This window comes from Allobosea sp. (genome assembly GCF_030695125.1).
Taxonomy (GTDB): Bacteria; Pseudomonadota; Alphaproteobacteria; order Rhizobiales; family Beijerinckiaceae; genus Allobosea.
Window position 1 is genome coordinate 11,285 of the sequence record NZ_JAUYTP010000026.1, and the last position, 21,964, is coordinate 33,248.

The window sequence follows — 21,964 nt, forward strand, 5'->3', positions numbered from 1 at the left end:
TGACGGCAGGCGAATAGCCGGCTGAAGCTGGGGCCTGGAAGGCTTCCAGGTCACACGTGTGTCCATTTCTTCTCGGAGTTACGCCTCAGATGAACCTCATCGATATTACCGCTGCGACTGCCCGTGCCTTCGAGACCCGCAAGGTCTCGTTGGATTTCGATCCCTCAATCTATCAGAAGGCGAACGCACTCGCCGGGTCGGCGCTCGCTGATCCACGTGGTGTGGACGCGCACTTGCGCGACACGTTCCACGCTCACGATATCGTCTTCGCCATTTATCCGCATCCCGATCACGCCGGTGCCTTCACATCGGAGGTGATCCATGGCGCCGGCAAGATGGCCCGCGTCAACCAGGGCCAGGAGCTCGATCTCCGGTTGACGGCCTGGCACTGCCCCTCGGCCGCGGATGCCAAGCGCATGCGCGCGATGTTTTCGAGGGACTCGCACTACGATCGCGAAAGGCTTCGTCAAAGCGAGAAGCCGGGCCTCCGGGTCTCGATCTCGAAGTCGCCGAATCGCGTGCCCGTCCCGAAGGCGCTGCGCGACCTCGCTCCGGAAGCAAACGCGAACCTTGAGCGGTTGCTAAAGTGCGAGGCGGGTGGAGGCGACAAGGTCCAATGGTACCGGGATCTTTTCGCCGCGCACGATCGGGTCATCCTGATGTTCCGCGACTCCGACGAACCCTGTGAACTCGGGTACCTCGTCGCGAAGGACCGGACGGTGGGGACCAGCGGGGTCGATCCGGTTACCGGTCAGTCCTGGCGGACCACGTCGATGATCGTCGCCGACAAGGAGCAGGCGTTCCTGCTCCGCGGTAAGATGGGTGATCAGGTCGCCTCGGCAGGTGTCCTGTGATGCGGCCCCTCATCCACAACGCCGCGATCACCGACGCGATCTACGACCTGGCCGTCCGGGTGTTCAAGGAGCTCGCGAAGGACATCCCGGTCGAGGCGGACGCGCGGGCGAATCTCGACCGCCTGCGCGCCGCCCTGGATTCCGTCCCTCATGCAGATGCACGCGCGACCTATGAGCAGTGCATGCGCAAGATGTTCGACGAAAGCGACGTCGTCGTGCTGATGCATCTCGACGAATCGGGGAAACTGCGGCCGATGATCGCCAAGGGGGCCCTGCGCTTGTGCGCGACGCGGGGTAACCCCGGCCGTCAAAAGATGATGCTGGCGTGCCTGAATTTCGACAGCGAAGCGTGGTGCGAGACGATGGCTCACGACTTCGGCGACCTGGGTTGCCAGGTCGTGCAAGTGAGCGACGTCGCGGCCTAGGCGGCCCTCTTGAACGGCGCGGGCGGGGTCTCTCCCCGCCTGCGCCAGCCTTCCTCCGTCATGCGACCGTGCTTGCCTGGACGAGGCTTCGTGATCCAGCCGTCCTCGATCGCATGGATGTTGCCCCACGCGCCGACTCCGGGATCATCCCCATCGATCACCGGGACCAGTACGGTGCGGCACACGCGCAGGCCATCGCCGGCGAGCATCTTTGCGCTGCGATCGAACGGCTCGGGGATGCCCATAATCCCGAGCGCGCGCCGCGCCTCTTTCGTCGAAAGCTCTCCGGTGTGGAGACCGAATCCGATCGCGCGTAGCGTGTATTTCGGTATCGTGTGCTCCTGGGTCGACAACAGCCGGGCGATCCCCTTGTCGGTCGCCAGATCCACGGCGTGATGCCACTGGCCATATCGAGCCGGCCCAGACCGCCACTGCGGCTCGATCCCCGTGACCTTGGCGATCCTGCGCACGAGTGGGATCGATTCCATGGCCGGGGTCGACAGATCGAGCATCCACTGCGCGCTGCGCTCGTCTCGATAGAGTCTGACCGGGAAAGAGAACGACCGCGGCGTATAAGGAACGGAAAGGTCCTGGACCGTCCCGTGCAGCGGATCGTAGTTGCCGAGCGCGTTGAATATGCCAGCGTCTCGGCAAGCCTGGACCGGATCGCTGGCGACCTCGGGGATAGTGAAGTCGAAGGCGATCTGCGCCGGATGAGATTTCCTGGCCATCGCGATCACGCGGCCTGCTGGCGCTGCGTTGGGCTCCGATTTTCAGCCCGCCGCTTCGACCAGCCGACGGCGCAAGCGGCGCGAATCTTGCCCTTGTCGAGCCGCGGGATCGCCAGCCCCCGCCTCTTAAAAACTTTCCGGATCGTCGCCTCGGCGATCCCTAGTTCCCTCGACGCGAGCCAAACGGAGGACACCCGCTGCGTCGTCTCGACGATGTGGTCCGCGTCGTCTCTCTCGGCCTTCGCGGAGGGCTTGGCAGCCTTAGCGCGCGCGTCGGCCAGGATTTTCGTGAGCGAATCGACGCTCTGGCTGTACGGGTAATAAGTCGCCTGCACTTCCTCGACGGACCCCATCGATTCGACCTGCTGGATGAGGCGTTGCGGGTTAACGTCGGCGTACCAGGTGTTGTTGCTGTCACGCATGGGAGTGTGCTCCTGGGATGCGGTGAATTCGGCAGATGCGGGTGATCCGATGCACAGGGACTCCGCGTTTTCGGGCGATGGCCGCCAGCCCCAGGCCCTCGGCCATGTCCGCGATGACGTCGTTCACGGTGACCTCGGGCAGCCGGATGCCGGCGGCGGCGTCCACGCTGATAGCCATCTCGGCGGCCGCCTTTTGGATCCGGATCGCCCGTTTCCGGGCTTTGAGGTCCAGCCCAAGGCGATCCCACGCGATCCGGACCGTAGGCGCCCCGCATCCAAGCTCGCGACCGGTCGCCTCGGCTGACAAACCGCGGGCGAAGGCGTCCCGCAGCGCGGCCTCGGAAGGACGCTTCCTCGCGCTCGGCGGCTTGCGGTCCAGGCGATCGAACGCCGCCATGATCCGCTCGCGGCTGACGCCGAGCTCCGCGATGGCCGTCTCGACGTTCCCGATTTCCTCGGTGACCCGGACGATCTTGGCGTCCAGCGTCTGCATGTCGGACAGCGCGGCGCCTGTGGCGGCGCGGGCGGCCCTGCCCTGGACGATGCGGCGGCCCTTTTGAATCAGGCGACCGATCCGGGCCTCCTTCATCCAGCTCCAGCGTTCGACGCAGGCGTCGTAGCCGTGGGACTCGGCAAGCTGGTAAGCGAAGACCGGGTCCGGGATGACGTTCACGTCGTCGTCGATCGAATAGGTCTCGTGCTTGACCCAGGGCATTACGACCTCCAGGACCGCACGATCGAGATGGCCGTCGGGGCGTCGCAGCCGGCGGCGGAGACGATCCGGGCGGCCAGGATCATCAGGTCCAGGTCCTCGACCTCGGGCAGGGGAGCGGGGGCGGGGCGCTGCGCGACGGTCGGGGCGACCGGGGCCGGGGCCGGGGTGGCCTCGACGTGAGCGGGGGCGACCACGGGAGCGGGCTGCGTCACCACGGGTCGGGACTTGGACAGCCCGAGCCGCTTGAGGTGGTAGTCCATCCCCTTGACGCCGTACTGGCGGCACATCTCCGACGGCGTCATGCCGGCGGCATGGTCGGCGCGGATGACGCCGTCGGCGGGGACCTTGCGCTCCATGCCCCACGTGCCCTTGCTGGGGTCGGAGGTCACGGTGGCGGGCTTGGCGGCGGCGACGGACGGGAGCGCGTGGCCCCGGATGCTGATGGGCATGCTCACGACGTTCGATCCTTCTTGGCCGATGTAGGGAATGAGGGTGCGGGTTTGCGCGGGAAACGCAGCGTTGCGCTCGCGGCGGGTGGCTTTCCCCCGGGCGGCGCGGACGGCGTAGTCGGTCTTCGGATATTCCAGCCCGCGTTCGCGAAAGAGGGTGCGGACCAGGGAATCGCTCACGCCGAACGGGACGCCGATGCCGTGGACTTTTCCGGCGGCGGTAGCCGCGGCGATGATGGCGTCTTCCTGCTCGGGGTTCGTCTTGCGCCGAGGCCCGGCCTTGCGTTCGCCAGTCACGCCCCGAGTCATCTCGTGACCCTGCTGCGCGATCTTTTGGACGGCTTTCGGGGTGAGCCAGAACCAGCGCGCGGCTGCCGCTTCGGCCCCGTAATCGCGGCTGATCTCGTAGACCTTGATCGGATTCGGCTTCTCGTAAGCCAAATCCGTGTTGTTCTCCGATCCGCGAGCCCGGCCCATCACGCGACCTCCGCGATGGCCGGGACCGGCTTCTTCAGCCCCAGGGCGGCAAGGATTTTCTCCCCGCCGGCGCGGCGACCCTTGACGACGTCGTTGACGTACTGCTTCGAGAGCCCGTTGGCCGCCGCCCATGCCGCCTGGGTGCCGGGTCCGTAGGCCGCGATCGCCCGGTTGAGGCGGTCGCGGACTTCGATGGCGGTGATCTGCCGAGCGGCCATCACGACCTCCCGAACAGGCGCTTGATCGCGCGCCACACGCGGACACCCAGCGGCTGGAGCGGCTCGTCGGCGGGCGGCGAGATGAGGCGGCTGCCTTCGCGATTGAGCTCGAACAGCTCGTCGGTCGGCAGGAACGGCCAGCGCGTGCGGGCGGCTTCCATGCCGTGGTGCGCCACGGTTTCGGCGACGTAGGCCGCCGACGGCTTCACAAAGACCTCGACGGAGGAGGGCTTGGGCAGCAGGTCGTCGTCGGCCTTCAGCCGGGCCATCTCGTCGGCGATGATCTTGCGGCCCTCGGCGAGAAGGGATTCCAGGGTCGCCGGCGACACGTACCCCCAACGTTCGACGGCCTCGTCACGCCCGAAGTTGTTGACTACGCGGGCGACGGCCAGCGGCTCGGGCAGCGGAACGAAGGGCCGCGCAAGCTCGGTCGCCACGGCGGTCGCGGCGATCTCCGGGACGGAGGGCGGCGTTTGGGTGAGCTTGCGGCGGCGCTCGGCGGCGTAAAGCGTCCGACCGTCGATCGCCTTGACGCCGACGCGGTGGAGAGCGGCCGTGATGACGGCTCTCGTGGAACCGAGGATCTCGGCGATCTGGGATGGCGTGTGCGTCGGTGCGAGCTTGATCGCCTGCGCAACGAGCGTGCCGGGCTTCTTGGTGCGGGTCGGGACGCGAGCCTTGACGCCGGCGCGCGAGATGATGTCGGTGATACGATCCTTCGTGATGCCGTGGCGCTCGGCCATCTGGGCGCGGGTGAGCCCCGCCTTGGCGTCGGCGACGATCGCCTCGTCGCGGATCTCGATCTTCGAAATCCTCGACAGGTGCGGTGCGTCGCGGCGAACGATCTGCGCCACGCGGCTATCGTCGATGCCGTGCCGAGCCGCGACCTCTTTGTGCATTGCGCCGGCGGCAACCTCGAAGAGGATCTTGCGGTCACGCTCGGCGCGCAGATCCTTGGCGCTGACGCGCGGCTCGACGGGCTTCTTAACGGGCTTGGGAACGGCGACGCCCGCGAGGCGGCGCACGGTCTGCACGTAATCGATCGTGACACCGTGCTTCGCGGCGATCTGCTTCGTCGTCATCGTCGCCGCATCCGCGACGATCGCCTGCCGGAGCGTCTCGCCACGCGGCCGCGCCGCGTAGTTCGGGGCGACCCGCTTCACGATCTGACGCACGCGCTCGGGGCTGACGCCGTGCTTGGCGGCGACGTCGATAAGCCGGTCGCCGGCGAGGGCCTCGGCGGCAATCGCGGCGTTGCGCTCGACCTTCTCTGTCGGGGCGGGCGCGGTGGCGGCTGCCTTCAGCGCATTGCGCAGGATCTTGCTGACGCGCGGGCGGCTGATGCCGTGCTTCGCGGCCACGGCGGCCTGCTTCATGCCGGAGCGGACGTCTGCGACGACGGCGGCGTTGCGCTCCGGCTTCTCGGGAACACCCCCCAGGCGGCGGGCGGCGGTTGCGGTGGACTTCTTGACGGCGGCGAGGCCGGACTTCTTGGCGATGGTGGCCATGGCGGGTGTCTTTCGATGAATCCGCAACGGCGCGGACACCGAAATGATTCGCTCGCCGTGGGCGCGTTGCAAGGTCAGTTGAGAGTTGACGCCGGGACGAAAGCCTCAAACGCGATGCAGCTATAGCGTTTGACCCTCCAACTTTATTTTCGGGAAGTTTAGAGCGAGGGCCTATTTTGGAAGCTAAGGGGTCTTAGGTTCCCAAATCTGTGCCTTTTGGCGCGAATCGGTCTTCCGTGCTAAGTATGCTCTTGAGCGTATCTGGAGGCGACGACCGTGTTGTTCGACATCGAGACCTGGACCCTCAAAGGTCAGTACGGCCGTCGGCTGCTGTTGAAAGCGGAGTCGACGCCCGTGATGGAAGCCGCGCTGCGGCTGCGGATGAACGATCTGGCGCGCATCGGGATCGGGCGCGACTTCGGTAACAGGGTGGAATGCTGGGTCGAGCCGACCCGCGACGACGCCGCCTACCGCGCCGTCGCCGAGGAAGCCGACGCCGCCGCGCGCGCCAAGGTCGCCCAGGACGAGTTGACACGCGAGACGGCGATGCGGCTGCACCGCGAGCGCGCCGACGCCGTATTGGTCGAGATCGAGAGGCTGCGCGTCGAGCGGATCGCCGGGACGCTCGCGGACCTGCGGACGCTTCTCGTGGAGGCGCCCTGGCTGCTGACCGGCAAGATCGCCGGCGAGGCCGTCGAGCTCGCTGCCCTGGAAGACATGGACGGTGACACGTGGCGGCGGGCGCGCAAGATCGTCGACGCGGCCAAGGCGACCCGAGCGCGCGCGGAGACGACGCTACGGGCAGAGGCCCATGCGGACGCCATGCAGCGGTGCGCCGACGGGGCGCTGCGCGATGCGGTCCTGGAGGGGTGCCGTTACCTCTCCGCTGACGACGCGGACCTGGCGTCGGAATCCAACGGGATCGGCTGGAGCCGCTCGACGACCGTGCTCGGGCACGTGCTCGCCGGAAAGCGGACTCTAACGGAACGCGAGGCCGCGCACGGGCTGGGACTGCTCAAGACGCATCGCCGGCAGCTACCGCGCGACCTCCGGATCCAAATCGGAATCTAGGCGGCCTCTGCGGCGGCGGCCTTGGCTCGCCTCGTCGCCAGCACGGCGTCCAGTTTTGGAGCGGGGGCGCCGGGAACGGGAATGATGTCCGGGACGTCGATCCCGAGCGATCTCGCGATGTGGATGTACTTCTTGGGCGACCAGTTGTTCGTGAATTCCCGGAGCCGGTACATGTGCGACCGGTCGAAATAGTAGCCCGTGATCCGGAACAGCTCGTCGTAGGTGAGCTTGTGCACGGTGATCACGCGCAGGATCTCGCCGTGGAGGCGGGCCTTCATGGTTTCGATGCGGTCGTCGGGTGTTTTCATGGAATCGTATACTAGTGAACGATTCGGCATTCCCGCTACAAACTCAACGGCTTGCAGCGAGAAATGTCATGGAATGGAGGCCGCGAGCAGGCGGTCCTTGAGGTCCTGGATCTCCGCGCGGAGCTCGGCATTGATTACGGCCTGCGTCTTCCCCTCGGTGAGGTCGTTGACGATCGATGCGGGAATGGTCTCGTAGCCGATGACGTACCAGGGGAAGGTCCCCGGCGCGGGCCCGCCGATCGCCACGTCCAGGAAGGTTTTGTAGAACGTCGCGGTCGAGCCCGACAGGGTATAGACGGCGCTGAAAGCGGGGTAGGCCGATGCCCCGTTGTAGAGTCCCCGGGAGACCTCGCGGTCGGTGCCCGCGCGCGCGATCATGACAGCCCGGCCAGCGGCGACGTCGGTGGCGACCAAGGTGGCCGCGACGTGCGCGGTCAGCACGAGGTACGTCGAGCCGTCCTGGATGTAGGTATCCCGGACCGCGTAGGCCGTGCCGGCGACCCGGGCGACCGGGGGGCGCCACATGGGCGCGGCGGCATCCACGGCCCAGAACCGGCCGTCCGTCAGCGTGATGACGACCTGGCCGCCGGAGTTCGTCGCGATCGACGCGATGAGGCTGTTGCCGTCGGCGTCGACGAGTGACTGGATGCGCTCCTCCAGCTCGCCGAAATTGGCGTCGATCTGGACGCCGGTGAGGCGTGGGTCGCCGGGCGACCAACGGGTGAGTGGGGCTACCATGTCAGTAAATCCTCGTCTTCAGGCCGCTGCCGAGCGGCGTGTCATAGATTTCGTGCCCGTCGTAAAAAGTGGTCGCGAGGATCTCCATGTATCCCGTGACGCTCCTCGCCTGCTCCGTCTTGGTCCGCGTGTTGTCGAGCGCCAGCGGCGGCACGGGATCGCTCCAGTAGGTCCGGAAAATCTGCGGCGACGTCACGCTGCCGGCTTGCTGCGTGTTCGTGACCGCAGTGATCGGGTCGGCGAAGGCGACGCCTGCGTTCTGCGGGCCCTTCTCGCCGTCGGCGTCGCGGTCGTCGAGGAGCTTGGTGAGTTCGCTGCCGCTCATAGCGTCATCCCCCGTGGTGTCCTGGTCATCACGCCGGCGGCGCGCATCTTGCGGATGATCGTGCCGTCTCTATTCAGGGACCGCATCGTCACGTTGACGGACGTCGGCGGCAGGTCAGCGCTCGACAGTGCGGTAATCCGCCTGCCCGCCGCGGCGAGTGCGTCCACGCGATCCTGGTGCGCGGCCGCGCTGCCCTGGACGCTGATCTGGAGGACCGAATAGCTTGACTGCCCCAGCTTGGACGTGTCGATCGGCATGACGAGGGGATCGGCGTCCAACGTCCATTCGATGTCGTCGCCGGCGGTGTAGAAATCGGTCTCGTCGGTGTCGGTGTAGTCCCCGTTGAAATAATCGGTCGCCCCGAATTCATTGATGCTCGCCTCGCGCGCGACCGCGTCGCCGCCCTGGCCCTTGCCGATCTGGAGGCTGATCTGGACGGTGTCGCCGCGCGCGGACAGGCGCTCCGTGATCGAGGTGACGCGACCGCTAGCGGGCTTCATCGGCTCGTCGAATCGGCCCGGGAGGAGCATCTCGCACGTGTCGCCGAGCGCCCATGCGGGGAAGTGCGCGCGATCCACGGTGACGGTGATGTCCTCGTACAGGAGCTTGAAAACCTCCTTGCGCATCAGCCGGAATGCCGCCGCGATCGAGGCCTTGCCGCGCCGGGTGTCGAAGACGGAATGGACGGGCGACGGGAACGCCGGGCGGCGATTCGTCGGCTGCCAGCGCGGGTCGACGACTACGCTCGCGGACGTCGGCGACACGATCGAGACCGACCACGAGACGCCCTGCAGTCCGTCGACCGTCGAGACGTATTCGCGGCCCTGCAACAGCATCTTGTCGCCGGTGTCGTAGATGCGCTCGGCGTCGTAGGGCGCCGGCGGCTCCTCGGCCTCGGCGTCCTCGTCCTGGTCCTCGGTGAGGAAGAGCGGCGTCGTATAGATCTGCGAGAGCGAGCGATCCGAGAGCTCAAGCTCGTCGACGAGACCCGTGACCTCTTGCGTCGGCACGTCGAGCGTGAGGTGCACGACCTCGCGCCGGTTCTGCGCGTACGTCCAGCGCGCCACCCACGACATGAAGAAATACTGGTAGCGGAAGAACTCGACGGTATAGCGGTGGCGGCCCCAGCCGATGCCGCTGTAGGTCCGGTCCCAGGTGTTGGTCCCGGCGTTGAAGGTCTCGAAGACGAGCCGACGGCTCATGTCGTAGGCCAGCGGGCCGAAGGGCCTGGTGACGCTGTTGACGACCTGGACGACAGGCACGTCGAGCTGCCAGCCCTGCGAGAGACCGGGCCGCTGCTGGAGGAAATAGTTGTACCCCGTCATGCTCGTCACGGGCATGAAAATGGCGGGCGCGATGTTGCAGATCCCGGTCAGATTCGTGCTGAAATTGCAGACGAGCTTCATCTTGACGCGGCGCGGGCAGCCCTTCGTCGGGGACCGGGACAGCGTCTTCGGATCGTAGCGCTCGCCGATGCTGCGGGTCGCGCCCATGGGCACGGTGTAGTCGTGCAGCGACCAGGCGTGCGTGACGGGGTCGCAGTGCCAGTCGAGCGTGCGCCCGACCTCGACCTGGTCGCGTTCGGTCTCAAGGCGGCCCATCAGCCAATCCTGATCGGGCACGTAAAGCGCGGTCTCGTCGCCCTCCAGCGCGCCGCCTTGGTTATACTCGTTCTCCGGCGGGAGGTTGGCGGCGTTGAAGGCCCGGGCGGCCTCGTTCTTGGCCAGCCGGATTTCCTCGACCGTGCCGTAGCATTCCAGGGTGATCGTGACGCCGTTCTTCCCCAGGGTGTCCGGAAGCGAGCGCAGCCATCCGCGCGCAAGCACCGTGGCGGTCGCCATGGTCCCGTCGTCGGATTCCACGACGGCAGCCGCACGCCTGGCGCCGGGGGCGTAGGCGGCCCAGCCGGGGTTCGTCAGTTCGACCTCGACGTACGGGTCCGCGTTGACCTGCCGGAGAATCGTGACGGCCTCGACCTCGTCGCGGATGGTGAGGTCCGCGTCGGTGATAGCGTCCATGGCGTGGTCGAGCCACACGAGGTGGCGATAGAGCTTGCTCATGGTGCCCAGCCATCCGGCTCGGTCGTGTCGACCAGGGTGATGCCCCAGGACTGCCGACCCTCGATCTCGACGACCTTCTTTCCGGCCTTCCGCTCGACGCGCATGGGCCGGATCGGCATGAATTGGCCGGCGACGGTGTACGGCAGGGCCGCCGCGATCGAGACGGTGCGACCCGCGACGGCGATGGGGATGCGGTCGTTCGTCGTGCCGGCGAAGGCCAGGACCTGGAAGCCGTGCGGCTTGCGGGAATCCGGACGCAGGAGCGGCACGGGGAGGAATGGAAGGACCGTCGAGGTCTGCCCGGCCTCGATCGTGAAGGCTTCCTTCTCGGTCGAGTAGAGCGGGACGACGTCGCCGAGCTTCAACTTGCGCAGGTGGGGTCCCCAGCGATGGTCGACGGAGATCTCGATGCGCTCGATGTCGGTGTCGCGCTCGCCCAGAGGGCCGCGCATCTCCGGAATGGAATTCCAGGTGACGTACGACTCCGCCTCCAGGAGAAGCTCGTGGTTCTGGTTGACGCCGAGGTGCGCCCCGCATGGGATCACCAGGCCGCCGATACGCAGGGCGGTGTGCCAAGGGGTGCTCATCAATAGCCCCTCTGCCGCTGCATGCGGATGCGCTGGATCTCGGCGGGCGTGAGCGCGGCGTTGACCTCGATGACCTTCTCGCCGCCGAAATACATCGGGATCACGGTCGGGACGGTGCCGGCGCCGATGGTCGGGTTCGGCATCTGGGGCCCGACGTTCGCCGCGTTCTTGTCCGCGTAGAACTTCGTCACCATCGCCTGGCGCTCATCGATGGCGGCCTGGCGGGCCGCCATGGCGGCTTCCTGGCTGTCGTAGTAGCCGCCGTTATACTTGTACGTCCCGCCGTAGACGGCCTCGACCTCGGGCTGGTCGTAGGAAAACCGGCGCGGGTCGTTGAGGCCGCCCATGGGCAGGCCGGTCGCGCTGGCGAGCTTGGCCTGGTCGGCGACGTACTGCCGATTGAAGGCGTACTGCGCGGTCACGTCGTCGAGCTTGAACGCCTTCTCGGCCTCGCCCAGGTCGCTCTTGATCTTTCCGAGGGCCTCGCCGAGGGCCGCCAGCTGGCCGGTCGGGTTGTCGGTGCCCTTGAAGAGCGAATAGGCGCCGTACGCGACGCCGCCGATGCCCAGCAGCAACCCAAGGGGACCGCCGAGGAGACCGGCGATCCGAGCGAAAACGCCGGCCAGGCCGCCCCATTTCGTGGTTGCGGCAGCCGCTGCGGCGCCGGCGGTGGTGGCCGCAGTGCCGATTCCGGTGACCGCGCCGGCCAGGCCGGCCGTCGCAGCCGCGCCGGCGCCGATCCCGAGGGCTCCGACGACGAGCTTGATCGGCGACAAGAGGCCCTTCAACAGGACGCCGAGGCCGCTCAAGAGGAACGTCAGCACGCGGGCCACGCCGGAAAACGTCAGGATCGCGCCAAAGAAGACGACAGATTCGAAATTCAGGCCCAAGTAGTCGCGGAACAGGTCAAAGACGACGTTGTAGAGCTTGGAAAACCATTCCCAGCCCTCTTTCGCGGCATTGGCGAGGAAGTAGAATCCATCGCCCGCCGACTTCAGGAACGCGTAGTTGAACACCTCGCTCTTGAGGGCATTCCTGTCGCCGAAATTGGCGAAAATCTTGGAGAAGTCGTCCCAAATCTTGCCGATCGTGGTGGTGAAATCGAGTACGACGGCCTTCGCGGCGTCGAAATCGGCCTTCAAGCCCTGGACGAAGACGCCGAGCGCGGTCGTCGCCCCGCCGGTCGTCAGCGCGGCCAGGAGGTCGTTCCACTGCAGCTTCACGTCCGCGACGACGGCCTGGATTCCGGCCTTGATGGCGAAGATCCACGGGAATTCGGCGCTGCCGAGGTTGTATTCCTCGCCGTAGAGGGCGGCCTTTAGCTCGAAGGCGAACCGCTTGACGTACGTGATCGCGCCCGTGATGCCTTCGCGGATGCCGATGAGCCACGGGAACTCGACGACCTTGGCGTCGTCGCCGGCGATCGTCGCCTGGGCCTCCTTGACGAAGCGAACGGCAGCCATGACGCCGTCGCGCAGGCTCATGTAGCCGCGCAGCATGCTGGCGACCCAGGGGTTCTCCGCGGTCGCGGCGCCGTATTCCGCGCCGAAGAAGAGCGCACGGACGATGTCCCGGGTGACGCTGTAGAACCGGAAAAATGCCTGCTGGAAATACGTCGCGATCAGCACGCGGTTGCGACCGATGTCGTTCGCGAGCGCAGTCAGCAGGTTGCTGACGTCGGGCCCGACGGCGTTCGCGATCTCCAGTGAGACGCCCTTCCATGCCGAGCCCAAATCCTTCACGGCATTCCGGTACTGGAGGGCGATCTGGTAGTCTCTCGGCGTGATGAAGCTGCCGAGCTCTTCCTGGCGCGCGCGAGTCTTCGACAGCAACTCGCCGTACGCGCCGATCTGGTCGAACAAGGGCAAGAGCTTGCCGCTGTCGTCCTCGCCGAACGCCTTGCTCAAGAAATCGATGCGGCTGGTCTGGTCGAGACGCTTGGACTTCTCGATCACGTCGAGCAACAGCGCGCCGGTTTGCTTGGCCTTGCCGTTGGCGTCCGTGACCTCGACGCCCATCTCGCGGAAATACTTGCCCAGGTCGCCATTCGGGTCGTTGACGGCGGCCTTCACCTGGCCCTGGAACTGGATGAGCGAGCCCCTCAAGTCGCCGACATCGATGCCGAATTTCGAGGCCGCGTCGGATAGGACGCTGAAGTCCTCCGGCGTGAGGCCGGTCGCGCGCGAGAAGTTCACGGTCTCCAGGGTCTCGTCGCTTGCCTTGCCGGTCGCCTTTTTCGCAAGGCCAAAGGTGCCGGCTCCCAAGGCGACGCCTGCCGCGCCGGCGCGGACGCCGATGCGGGCGACGGAGCTCGCGACGCGCTGCGCCTGGCTGGCCAAGGCGGTGAGGGTGCCCAAAGCGGTGGTGCCAAGGGACGCGGTGATCTGCGCGGTCGTGCGGACGGCGGCGACCCCGATGCCGGTCAGTGCACGGCTGGCGCGCGCCGACGTGCCGACGAGACCCGTCGCGCCGGCAAGACCCCCGCGCGCAGCGGCCCCGGCTCCGGCGATGGCGCCCCTGCCGGCGATCCCGAGGCCCGCTCCGGCCAGGCCGAAGAACGCGCCGCCCGTCGGCAGGATCTCCCGGAGGCGCTTCAGGCGCGCAGCCGATTCCTTCTCGGCGCGCTCGCGGTCCGCGATGGCCTTCTTCTGTGCGGCGAGGCCGTCCTTCGCGGCCTTTTCGGTGGCGCGCGCCTCGTCCTTGGCGAGCTTCGCCGGAAGCTGCGCGGCCTTGCGGTCGGCGATCTCCTTGGCCTTGGCGGCCTTCGCTGCGGCGGCGCCCTGCTCGCGCGCGATCGTCTCGCGGCCCTTCGCGGCTTCCAGTTCGACCTTCTGCTCGGCCTGCCGGATCTTGAGCTTCTGCGCGGCGGTGCCCTCGACGGCGGCGGCGGCCGCCTTGGTCGCCTCGACCTCGGCCTTCCGGGCCTCGACGATGGCCTTGCTGATGCGGGCCGCCGCGGCCTCCTCGGCACGCGCCTTCTTTTCCGCGTTGGCGATGGCGGCCTTCAGGGCGGCGTCGCCCTCCTTGCGGATCTCGTCGGCTGCCGCCTTCGCGGCCTTGACCTCGCCGCGATAGGAATCGGCGTTCGCCTGGGCGACCTTGCGCGCGAGCACGAGCGCGTCCTGGGCCGCCTTCTTCCGGGCCTCGAACGCATCGAAATCGGCGTCGGTGCGGAATCCCTGCCCGGGCCGGCGGATTTTCTTGAGCTCCGCGGCGGCCTGCTTCTGCGCGGCGATCGAGGCGTCGAGCTCGGCCTTGGCCTGCGCGACGATGCCTTGGCCGGCCAGGTTCGATCCGCGCTGGCGCTCGGCGTTGGCCTTCCGGACGGCGTCGATCTGCTCGCGGGCGGCCTGGGCGGCCTCCTTGGCGGCGACCAGCTGGGTTTGCGAATCCTTCACCGCGCCGGCGGAGACCCGCTGGTACTGGCGAGTGGATTCGCGGACGGAATTCAGGGCGCTGGAGGTCTCGCGGAAGGCCGCCTTGACGGCGTCGAGGCCCTCAATCGAGAACCTGGTGCGGAGGTCGGCGACTTCTCTACGGTTCATCGCGGGCCTCCTTTCTTATCTCGTTCGGAGGGCCAGCCACTGCCGGGCGAACTCTCCCGCCTCTTTCGATTTCGGGTTCGCCGCGAGGGCGGCCCCGTGACGCCGGAGATCCTGCTCGGCCCGCTCCGACATAAGCTTCGCGTGGAAGGCCTGGACCTGGGCGTAGGACAGGTCCCACGCCTCACTGCCCATCCCCGCGAGCTCCAGGTCGAGGATCTGATCCACGACCATCACCCAGAAGTTCAGCCGCGGGTCGCGCTCTTCGAGGACCTTGGCTTTGTCTTCGCCTTCGAAGGCGAACGGGTCCTTGAAGTCGTCGACGGCTTCGAGGACTTCCCCGTCGTCGCTGTCGGGGCCTTCCTCGCCGCCGTCAGCGTTTGCAGGGTCCGGCCCGCCAGCTTGCGGGCCACGACGCCGAAAAAACGCGCGGGGTCCTCGCCCCACATGGACTTCTCGACCTTCCGCAGGTTCGCCTCGAACTCCTCGTCGTCGAGGGCGAGGAGGCTGGCCTCGGTCTTCTCGTCGCCCGGGCGCTCCAGGGCGATGGCAAGGACGGCGGCGTCGGCGTCGGCCTGGTCGGTCGCGTTGGCGACCATGTACGACTCGGTGTCGACGATCATGAGGTCCTCGACCGACGGCTCGCGACCGTCTTCCTCGGCGGCCTCGATCGCCTTGCGAGCGGCTTCCATCTGCGCCGTCATGACGTAGAAGGCGCGGGGCGCCTGGAACCTGGCGACAACATACTTGAGGTACTGGCCGGGGGTCGGCGGCACGAAGGGTACCGGCGTCCCACGGATCATCAGCCTCTCGGGGCCGGGCGTGCGGACGATCGCGAGGAGATCGTCCAGCTCGGCGTTGGTCAGCTTGCGATTGCTCACGGCGGCGCTCACAGATCGATGATCCAGCCGCGCTCACGCCCGACGGGCATGTTCTCGTCGCGCTCGATCTTGCCGGTCACCGTGACGGAGACGGGCTCGTTCGAATCGCCGATGATGGCGACCTCGCCGTCGCCGCCGACCGAGATCTTGGCGAAGACGAACTTGCGCGGGCGACCGCGACGGTTGTTCTGCCGCACGACCAGCTTGCCGCGCAGCACGTTCTCGGTGAACGTCTCGGCGATCTGGCGACCGGACCCGGCAGCGACGGCGACGGCGGTGAAGGTCACCGACACCGCGAACTTACCTCCCACGACGACGGCGTCCTCCGGGATCGCGATCACCTGCACCAGGCCGGCGGCCGCGTCGTGCCTGTAGTGGGTATTGAGAACGGCCGGCTCGGTGCCGATCGTGACGGCGGTGACCGTGGTGTTGGTCACGTCCAGGCCGTCCTCGTCCTCAAGCTGGAACCAGGCGTTCAGGACGGCGTCCGCGAAGTCCATCGTCAGCGGTGCCACGATGGCGTCCTGGACGAAATCCTTGGGCGGCGCGCCCCAGGCCAGCGCCATGCCGACCGACGCGAACTGGCGCATGACGATCGAGATGGTCTGGGTGGTGCTGGTCACGTCGTTGGCGACGACCTCGCGATCCGGGCTTTCGTTCGTCCGGATCTCGGTCTCCTCCTTCGACTTCGACACCGAGATGGTGCAGTCGCCGATGGGACGCAGGAAGGACTCGCCCTCCAGCTGGATCGCGGCCTGGCCGCTCGGGATGTTGAAGTCCCCGGCGGGGAGGGTCTTAAAAATCGCGCCTGCCATGACGAGAATCCTTCAGTAACGGGGAAGCAGAGTGCCGGGGTCGTCCTCGGACACGGTGAAATCGACGATGTAGGCCAGGTGGTAGCCACCCTGGCGGCCTGCCTCGGAGACGAATTCGTGGGGGGTCGCCGACAGGAGCCGGCAGCTTTCGATGCCCGGGACGTCGTCCAGGACGCCGACCAAGGCGGCGATGATCGCGTTGCGGAGGCCGTACGTGACCTCGGCGAAATCCTCGGCCTTCGCGTCGTCGACGATGATGATGTCGACTTGCAGCTTGCACGCGAGGATGCGCGGGGCGCCGGGCTCCGACTGGATGCCCAGGTCGTCGAAATTCACGACGCCAAGGTCGAGCACCGAGCCCGGAAGCTGCCTCGCGGACAGCATCTTGCCCGCGCCGAACACGCCCTTCAGGCCCGCGACGGGGGCCATGCGGGAATGGAATGCGGACTTGATCGTGGGCAGAGCGCTCATGTCAAAGAGCGTGCCGCAGGCCGCGTGGCCCGTTGTAGTCTACGCCGCAGTCAGGGCGACCCGGCGATACCCGGGTTTCCAGGCCGCGACCGTGGCGACCGTCCAATCACCGCCGTTCTCGACCTCGATCGTCTGCCCGGGTGCCAGCGCGACGCCCGTCGGCACGATGGCGACGGCGGCTTCCTCCAGGGATTCCTTATGGCCCGCGAAGGCGACGCGCAGAGGGATGCCGCCGACGGCCGCCTTCGAGAATTGCGGCTCCTGCAACATGAGCTTGAGTTGCCCGGCCCCGTTCTCCAGGGCCTTCTCGACCGTCCAGAGCCGATCGTCGATCCAAATGACGTCGCCGCCCTCGCGGTCGAGGTCCGGCGCGTCCCGCAGCGGGATCACCGCCCAGGGCTCGGCGTCCAGAATGCGCACGTCGTCGTCGATTCGCCGGCGCTCGACTTCGGCGCGGATGAAGTGACCGCGCGTGCGAATCGAGCCGTGCGCGCGGGTTTCCAGCCAGGCCTCCTCCGCGAGGGAGGAAGCCGCGGCGGTCCGGGCGTACATGGCGGCGAGGCGGGAGGCCATAGGCGGGTGCCTGGAATGGAAAGGGGCGGGACCTTTTGATCCCGCCCGGGGTCAGATCAGACCAGGACCGGCGCGTGGTCGGTGAGACCGACGAAGCGGATCTTGAGGATCGCGCGGGGACGCTTGGCGATGTTGAGCATGAAGCTCTCGACCAGGATCTTCTCGCCCTTGTCGAAGTCCATGTCCTTGATCTTCGCGTAAAACTCACGGGGCTGACCCATGAACTCGCGGATGTCCGACGGACCGTAGAAGGTCGTGAAGAAGTCCTGCCCCGTCGGGACGAAGTAGCCGACGTCGGTCTCCATGAAGAGATCGCCGTTCTGATCCTTCGCGCGGCCATAGCCGACCAGGTCGACCATCTCGTTGATGCGGACGCCCTTGCGGTTGTCCTGGCGCTGCACGATCAGGTTCGCCGGGTTGGTGGCGGCCTCGGCGACCTGGTCGAGGCGACGCAGGTTGGCGTTGGCGTTGCGGCCCGTGAGGAACGTGTAGCGGTCCGGCTCGATGGCGCCGAGCTCGTCCTCGGCGATCTCCATCAGCCCGACGACTTCCTCGTTGAAGTTGAAGCCGGCAGCCGAGACGTCCATCTCGATCTCGATCTGCTGCTGACCGAACAGCTGGAACAGGTCGAGGTAGGTGTTGCCGAAGCCGTCGTCGACGATGCCGTCGAGCGTCTTCACCCTGGCCTTGTCACGGGTTTGGATGATGTTCTGGCCCATGTAACGGAGCCGGCGATTGCGCTCCTGCTCCAGGGTGACCAGGCTCTCGGAGCCAGTCTCGCGCTTGCCGAGGATGTCGGTGTTCTTGATCCCGTCGATCTGGCTGTAGCCAGGAATCTCGACGGCGATGTTCTGCCTGGCCTCGCGCTTGACGGGCGTGGGCTCGCCATTGCGCGGGGTCACCGGCAGGATCTGGACCGACCCCTGGACCATGTCCATGGAGACGCCGGTAGTCGGGATGTACTCCTCGCCCCACTGGAACAGGCGCGACATTCCGGACGACACGAAATCCATGTCGTTGATCGCGTTCGTCATCGCGACCGGGCTGAAGGGGTCTCTCGTGTGCGCGTTGCCGGTCATGACCGATGCTCCTGCGAAGGGGTCTAAGAGGGGAGGCCCGCGGGGTTAGCCGCGGACGATGATGAGCTTCTCGGCGAGCTGCCGCTTGATCTCGGCCTTGGCCTGGGCTGCCAGGGGCTCGCCGGGCCAGGTCATCTCGTGATCGATGACCTCGGCGTTGCGGGCCAACACGGCGATCCGCTCGGATGTGCCGATCGAGGCCGCCCAGATCGGGGCGTCGAGGATGCCGACGACCTCGCGGTTGCCGCCGCTAACGCTCAGATCGGCCGGTACCAAGACGCCGGTGCCGGCTTCGTAGGACACGGCAACGCCGGCGCGGTCACCCGCGACGAAGTCGGTGGCTCCGTCAGCGATCGTAAAATTGATCGCGCCGGCGTAGGCGACACCGACGGTCGCGATGCCGTCCAGGGTGCCGTCCGGTCGCTCGACGTGGAAAGTGCCGCCGTTCGCCGCCGGTTCGATGCAGAAGATGTTGTACGTGCCCTCTGGCACGGCTCCGCTGGTCGGCTCGGCGGCCATCGTCAGAACGCCCTTGCCGGCGCCGGGAACCTGGCCGACGAAGACCAAGACGTCACCGGGAGCGGACTCCATGAGAGGGGTGCCCGGCGCGATATCGGCGACCGACGAGACGACACGGGTGTCGTAGGACTGAGTGCCGTTGTCGGACAGGACGTAGCAGCCCTGCCTCTTGGCCTCGGAAATGCGGGAAGCGAACATGGGAGCGGCTCCTTAGCGGGTGGCGGCGGCGCGCGCGGCGAGGCGCTTGCCGGCGGCGGTTTCGGAAAACGGGGAAAGCTGCTCGCGCGCGCCGGAATCCGGCACGGGCTTCGAACTGCGGGCGGCGATCTCGACGCTGTTCGTGCGAATCGCGGAGACCGCGATGGCGCGGAGCTCGGCGATCTCGGCGCCGGCGGTGACCAGGCCCTCGAAATCCTCGGAGCGGCCATTGCGCTTGGCGACACCGCGCAGCGCCTCGACGGCGGCGTCACGGGCCGGGGTGGCCACAGCCGTCGGCTTGGCGTCGGCCTTCGGAGCGGCGCGACCCGACAGGGCGGCCTCGATGCCGGCGAGGGCGGAGCGGACTGCGGCCAGAACGCCGGAGCGCTCCTCCTCGGTCTCGCCCGACTCCTCGGCCTCGGCGGCGGCCAGCTTGGCCTTCTCCTCCTCGGTCATCTCGGCTTCGGTCTCGGCGGCGCGGGTCTTCGTGGGCTTGTGGGCCATGGTCTTGTCTCCTGAACGGATCGAGGCGTTGGTGTCGGCGGGGACGGCGACGATCGAGGCCTCCATGGCCCTCCAGCGATCGACGGTGACCAGCGGCTTGTCGCCGATGCGGTCCTTCTCGGTCTCCGCAAGGCGGCGGTATCCGACGCTCATCTTGGTGAGGATGCCGTCGGCGATGTCGCGGACGATGTCGGCGACCTCCTCGCGAGCGGAGAGCTTGCCGGTGCAGACGAGCTTCTTGCCCTGGACACGGGCGGCGATGATCACGCCGACGACCATGTTGAGCGAATAGCGGTTGTGGCTGTTGAGGATCGGCGCGCCGACGAGGGACTCGATGTCCTCCAAGCCGCGCATGAGGAGGACCTCGTCCACCTCGTAGGCATCCCAGCCCTCGTAGCGATACGATTCGCAGGGCGTCTCGGTCGCGAGCACGAACTCGAACGTGCGGGTCTCCGGGTCGTAGCTGTTGCTGCCCCGGGTCCCGATCTTGATCTGCGCGTACCGCTCGCCCACGTCGAAACGCACGGCAGGCGCATTGCGCTGGTGCGTCTCGGTTGGCTCGGAAATGGCGGCGCTCTGCGTCATGAAAACAGCGTGCCGCAAGCCGCGTGGCTCATTGTAGTCTACGTCGGCGGGCCCTCACGTGGCCCGCGACTGCCCCGAATCGAGACCCGCCTGCTCGACCAGGTCGAGCTCGACGGACTCCTCCGCGGAGACCCACGCCTGCACGCGGCCGGCGTTCGGCGTCGTCGGGGCCCAGCGCTCCTCGGCGGCCTTGAGGCCCAGGTCGGCCATCCGGGCGTAGCGCTCGGCGGATTCGCGGGTGACCGTCTCGTGGCGCTTGCCGAAGTAGGTCTGACTGACGAATCCGGGCGGGATCTCGCCGGCCTCCTGCGCCTTCAGCATGACGCCGATTTCCTGGGTGATCGCGGCACTCTGCACCACGGGCCAGTCCCAGCTCACGTTGTAGGCCTCGGCCAGGTCGCGGGGATTGCCGGGCGACCACAGGCCGAAGGCCAGCGCGGTGTCGACGAACGACCGCCACATCCTGTTGAGGAGCCGCGTCTCGATGTCCTGCCGGATGATGTTCGCGCGCGTCTTCATCGCGACCGCAGCAAACCGGGCCATCCTCTCGTTGGCGTCTTGGTAGTTGCCGAGGACCTCGTATGGCGGCACGCCGACGCCGGCGCAAATTGAGAGCACGCCCAGTTGCACGCCCTTGTCGAAACCGGGGCTGTCCGGCGGCGTCTCAAGCCTGCCGGTGTGTCCCGCCGGCAGGACGTGGACCGCGCCCGGCGCCATCTCGACGGCGCTGATGAGGTCGTCGATCTCGTCGTCGGACGGGAACAGGTCCTCGGACGCCATGTCGCCGAGCGGGCGCTCGATGAAGAGGCTCATCATCGTGGCGCTGATCTTGCGGCGAAGCTCGGCGTCCTCGTACGTCTGAAGCTTGATCGCGCGGATGAGCGCCGACGCGAGGATGACGAGGCCGCGCGGGCCGCCGGTCATGGTCTGAAAGAAAAGATGATGGATCTCGTTCGCGGCGATCTCCGCGAAGCCCAGGCCATCGCCGCGCGCCATGGCGCTCAAGCTGGCGTCGCGGGGATGCGACGTGTGGAAGAAATAGCCGATCGGCAGGTCGCGCTTGCCGACGCGCCCGAACCTGATGCCGGCCTTCACGTCCTCGTCCGTCACGCTCGGCGAGAAATATCCGTCGATCGGGACGTAGTCGGACGGATAGGCGGTGTAGACCAGCGGGACGCGGATGCCGTCGAAAGCTTGGTCGTCGGTCTCGCGCCGGGCGAAAACCTCGCCGTCGGTGAACAGGTTGTCGGCGATGTCCTCGCGGAGCCAGGACCCGAACCCATGGACGCCGCGACCGTCGAAGTCGTCGGCGCTGCGGTGCCACAGGTCGACGAGCTCGGAATGCCGGGAAACAGGGACGGGGCCCACGTTGGCGTACGTGTCTTTCATCACGCGGATGAGGCCCTGGAAGTAGGGGGAGTTCCGCTTGAGGTGGCGGGACAGGCGCTGGAGGGTCCGGGTGTGCCGCGTCGAATCCTCCGGCCCCATGTCAGGGACCATGGGGACCAGGCCACGCGTCGAGGCGGCCTCGAAGGCGGTCGCGACCTGGCCGTCGACGTTGAAGCCGGCGGCGCGGCGTCCGCTGCGCGACGAGCGGAGGATGCCCGGCGACTGCGGCAGGACGAGGCGGTTGGCGCGGGCGATTCCGGCGGCGTTCTTCATGTCAGTAAACCCAGGGGCGGATGAGATAGCTGCGGATGCGCGGCCGCCTGCCGCCACGGTCGCGGGCGTCGAGTTCCTGCATCATCTCGTCGATCGACTGGCGCGCGGCCGCGATCGAGTAGGTCGCCCCGCCGCCGCCGGCGAAGGTGATGCTGGTCGCGCCGGTGTTGAGCTGCGCGCGGATCTCGCGGACCCACGCCTCGATCTCGGACGATTCGTAGAGCCGCAGGTCCCGCATCGATCGCTA

25 protein-coding genes are annotated in these 21,964 nt (G+C 67.4%); 3 read left to right on the plus strand and 22 right to left on the minus strand.

All coding sequences use genetic code 11. From position 1 onward, the window contains the following. Positions 1–89 precede the first annotated feature (89 nt). Both Q8S38_RS07120 and Q8S38_RS07125 read left to right on the plus strand, forming a co-directional pair. Positions 90–854 (plus strand): hypothetical protein, encoded by a 765-nt coding sequence (locus Q8S38_RS07120; protein ID WP_305679727.1) that lies wholly within the window; start codon positions 90–92, stop codon positions 852–854. Continuing rightward, positions 854–1,279 carry a hypothetical protein gene (locus Q8S38_RS07125; RefSeq protein ID WP_305679728.1) on the plus strand — a complete coding sequence of 142 codons (426 nt, stop codon included), beginning with the start codon at positions 854–856 and terminating at the stop codon, positions 1,277–1,279. The genes Q8S38_RS07120 and Q8S38_RS07125 overlap by 1 nt, the downstream gene beginning before the upstream one ends. On the opposite strand, the gene Q8S38_RS07130 is transcribed toward Q8S38_RS07125, so the two are convergent. The 6 genes from Q8S38_RS07130 to Q8S38_RS07155 are packed head-to-tail and all read right to left on the minus strand — an operon-like array spanning position 1,276 to position 5,799. Further along, on the minus strand, positions 1,276–2,019 hold the full coding sequence (locus Q8S38_RS07130; protein ID WP_305679729.1) for a hypothetical protein: 744 nt from the start codon (positions 2,017–2,019) through the stop codon (positions 1,276–1,278). The two genes, Q8S38_RS07125 and Q8S38_RS07130, sit on opposite strands and share 4 nt — an antisense overlap. Then, on the minus strand, positions 2,016–2,432 hold the full coding sequence (locus tag Q8S38_RS07135) for a hypothetical protein (RefSeq protein WP_305679730.1): 417 nt from the start codon (positions 2,430–2,432) through the stop codon (positions 2,016–2,018). The genes Q8S38_RS07130 and Q8S38_RS07135 overlap by 4 nt, the downstream gene beginning before the upstream one ends. Then, on the minus strand, positions 2,425–3,147 hold the full coding sequence (locus Q8S38_RS07140) for a hypothetical protein (protein WP_305679731.1): 723 nt from the start codon (positions 3,145–3,147) through the stop codon (positions 2,425–2,427). Before Q8S38_RS07140 ends, Q8S38_RS07135 begins: the two co-directional genes overlap by 8 nt. After that, a complete protein-coding gene (locus tag Q8S38_RS07145) occupies positions 3,147–4,073 on the minus strand; it encodes a hypothetical protein (RefSeq protein ID WP_305679732.1) in 927 nt (308 codons plus the stop codon). The genes Q8S38_RS07140 and Q8S38_RS07145 overlap by 1 nt, the downstream gene beginning before the upstream one ends. Next, positions 4,073–4,291: a helix-turn-helix domain-containing protein gene (locus Q8S38_RS07150; RefSeq protein ID WP_305679733.1), complete on the minus strand. Its 219-nt coding sequence runs from the start codon at positions 4,289–4,291 to the stop codon at positions 4,073–4,075. The genes Q8S38_RS07145 and Q8S38_RS07150 overlap by 1 nt, the downstream gene beginning before the upstream one ends. Further along, positions 4,291–5,799 (minus strand): hypothetical protein, encoded by a 1,509-nt coding sequence (locus Q8S38_RS07155; RefSeq protein ID WP_305679734.1) that lies wholly within the window; start codon positions 5,797–5,799, stop codon positions 4,291–4,293. The genes Q8S38_RS07150 and Q8S38_RS07155 overlap by 1 nt, the downstream gene beginning before the upstream one ends. Before the next feature lie 276 nt (positions 5,800–6,075). Here Q8S38_RS07155 and Q8S38_RS07160 point away from each other — a divergent pair, with 276 nt between their 5' ends. Further along, positions 6,076–6,870, plus strand: a complete 795-nt coding sequence (locus Q8S38_RS07160) for a hypothetical protein (RefSeq protein ID WP_305679735.1) — start codon at positions 6,076–6,078, stop codon at positions 6,868–6,870. Here the strand turns inward: Q8S38_RS07160 and Q8S38_RS07165 are convergent. The 16 genes from Q8S38_RS07165 to Q8S38_RS07240 all read right to left on the minus strand — a co-directional run bounded on the left by Q8S38_RS07165 (position 6,867) and on the right by Q8S38_RS07240 (position 21,955). Beyond that, positions 6,867–7,178 (minus strand): hypothetical protein, encoded by a 312-nt coding sequence (locus Q8S38_RS07165; protein ID WP_305679736.1) that lies wholly within the window; start codon positions 7,176–7,178, stop codon positions 6,867–6,869. The genes Q8S38_RS07160 and Q8S38_RS07165 overlap by 4 nt on opposite strands. A 66-nt stretch (positions 7,179–7,244) precedes the next feature. Continuing rightward, the gene (locus tag Q8S38_RS07170) at positions 7,245–7,916 is read right to left on the minus strand and encodes a hypothetical protein (protein WP_305679737.1); all 672 of its coding nucleotides are present in this window, start codon (positions 7,914–7,916) and stop codon (positions 7,245–7,247) included. 1 nt (position 7,917) lies between these two features. Further along, the gene (locus Q8S38_RS07175) at positions 7,918–8,241 is read right to left on the minus strand and encodes a hypothetical protein (RefSeq protein ID WP_305679738.1); all 324 of its coding nucleotides are present in this window, start codon (positions 8,239–8,241) and stop codon (positions 7,918–7,920) included. After that, positions 8,238–10,301, minus strand: coding sequence for a hypothetical protein (locus tag Q8S38_RS07180; RefSeq protein ID WP_305679739.1), 2,064 nt, complete (start codon positions 10,299–10,301; stop codon positions 8,238–8,240). Before Q8S38_RS07180 ends, Q8S38_RS07175 begins: the two co-directional genes overlap by 4 nt. Then, positions 10,298–10,888 carry a hypothetical protein gene (locus tag Q8S38_RS07185; protein ID WP_305679740.1) on the minus strand — a complete coding sequence of 197 codons (591 nt, stop codon included), beginning with the start codon at positions 10,886–10,888 and terminating at the stop codon, positions 10,298–10,300. The genes Q8S38_RS07180 and Q8S38_RS07185 overlap by 4 nt, the downstream gene beginning before the upstream one ends. Then, on the minus strand, positions 10,888–14,433 hold the full coding sequence (locus tag Q8S38_RS07190) for a coiled-coil domain-containing protein (RefSeq protein WP_305679741.1): 3,546 nt from the start codon (positions 14,431–14,433) through the stop codon (positions 10,888–10,890). Before Q8S38_RS07190 ends, Q8S38_RS07185 begins: the two co-directional genes overlap by 1 nt. Positions 14,434–14,448: 15 nt before the next feature. Continuing rightward, positions 14,449–14,658 carry a hypothetical protein gene (locus Q8S38_RS07195; RefSeq protein ID WP_305679742.1) on the minus strand — a complete coding sequence of 70 codons (210 nt, stop codon included), beginning with the start codon at positions 14,656–14,658 and terminating at the stop codon, positions 14,449–14,451. A gap of 17 nt (positions 14,659–14,675) precedes the next feature. Beyond that, positions 14,676–15,323: a hypothetical protein gene (locus Q8S38_RS07200; RefSeq protein WP_305679743.1), complete on the minus strand. Its 648-nt coding sequence runs from the start codon at positions 15,321–15,323 to the stop codon at positions 14,676–14,678. Then, the gene (locus tag Q8S38_RS07205) at positions 15,320–16,126 is read right to left on the minus strand and encodes a hypothetical protein (protein WP_305679744.1); all 807 of its coding nucleotides are present in this window, start codon (positions 16,124–16,126) and stop codon (positions 15,320–15,322) included. Before Q8S38_RS07205 ends, Q8S38_RS07200 begins: the two co-directional genes overlap by 4 nt. Before the next feature lie 12 nt (positions 16,127–16,138). Next, on the minus strand, positions 16,139–16,597 hold the full coding sequence (locus Q8S38_RS07210) for a hypothetical protein (protein WP_305679745.1): 459 nt from the start codon (positions 16,595–16,597) through the stop codon (positions 16,139–16,141). 39 nt (positions 16,598–16,636) lie between these two features. Continuing rightward, the gene (locus Q8S38_RS07215; RefSeq protein ID WP_305679746.1) at positions 16,637–17,170 is read right to left on the minus strand and encodes a hypothetical protein; all 534 of its coding nucleotides are present in this window, start codon (positions 17,168–17,170) and stop codon (positions 16,637–16,639) included. Between the two features lie 56 nt (positions 17,171–17,226). Next, the gene (locus Q8S38_RS07220) at positions 17,227–18,249 is read right to left on the minus strand and encodes a major capsid protein (protein ID WP_305679747.1); all 1,023 of its coding nucleotides are present in this window, start codon (positions 18,247–18,249) and stop codon (positions 17,227–17,229) included. Between the two features lie 45 nt (positions 18,250–18,294). Further along, positions 18,295–18,966: a hypothetical protein gene (locus Q8S38_RS07225; RefSeq protein ID WP_305679748.1), complete on the minus strand. Its 672-nt coding sequence runs from the start codon at positions 18,964–18,966 to the stop codon at positions 18,295–18,297. A gap of 12 nt (positions 18,967–18,978) precedes the next feature. Then, positions 18,979–20,055 carry an HK97 family phage prohead protease gene (locus tag Q8S38_RS07230; RefSeq protein ID WP_305679749.1) on the minus strand — a complete coding sequence of 359 codons (1,077 nt, stop codon included), beginning with the start codon at positions 20,053–20,055 and terminating at the stop codon, positions 18,979–18,981. 54 nt (positions 20,056–20,109) lie between these two features. Then, entirely contained in the window at positions 20,110–21,717 is a 1,608-nt protein-coding gene (locus Q8S38_RS07235) for a phage portal protein (protein ID WP_305679750.1), read from the minus strand. A gap of 1 nt (position 21,718) precedes the next feature. Next, positions 21,719–21,955, minus strand: a complete 237-nt coding sequence (locus Q8S38_RS07240; protein WP_305679751.1) for a hypothetical protein — start codon at positions 21,953–21,955, stop codon at positions 21,719–21,721. Between the last annotated feature and the right edge of the window lie 9 nt (positions 21,956–21,964).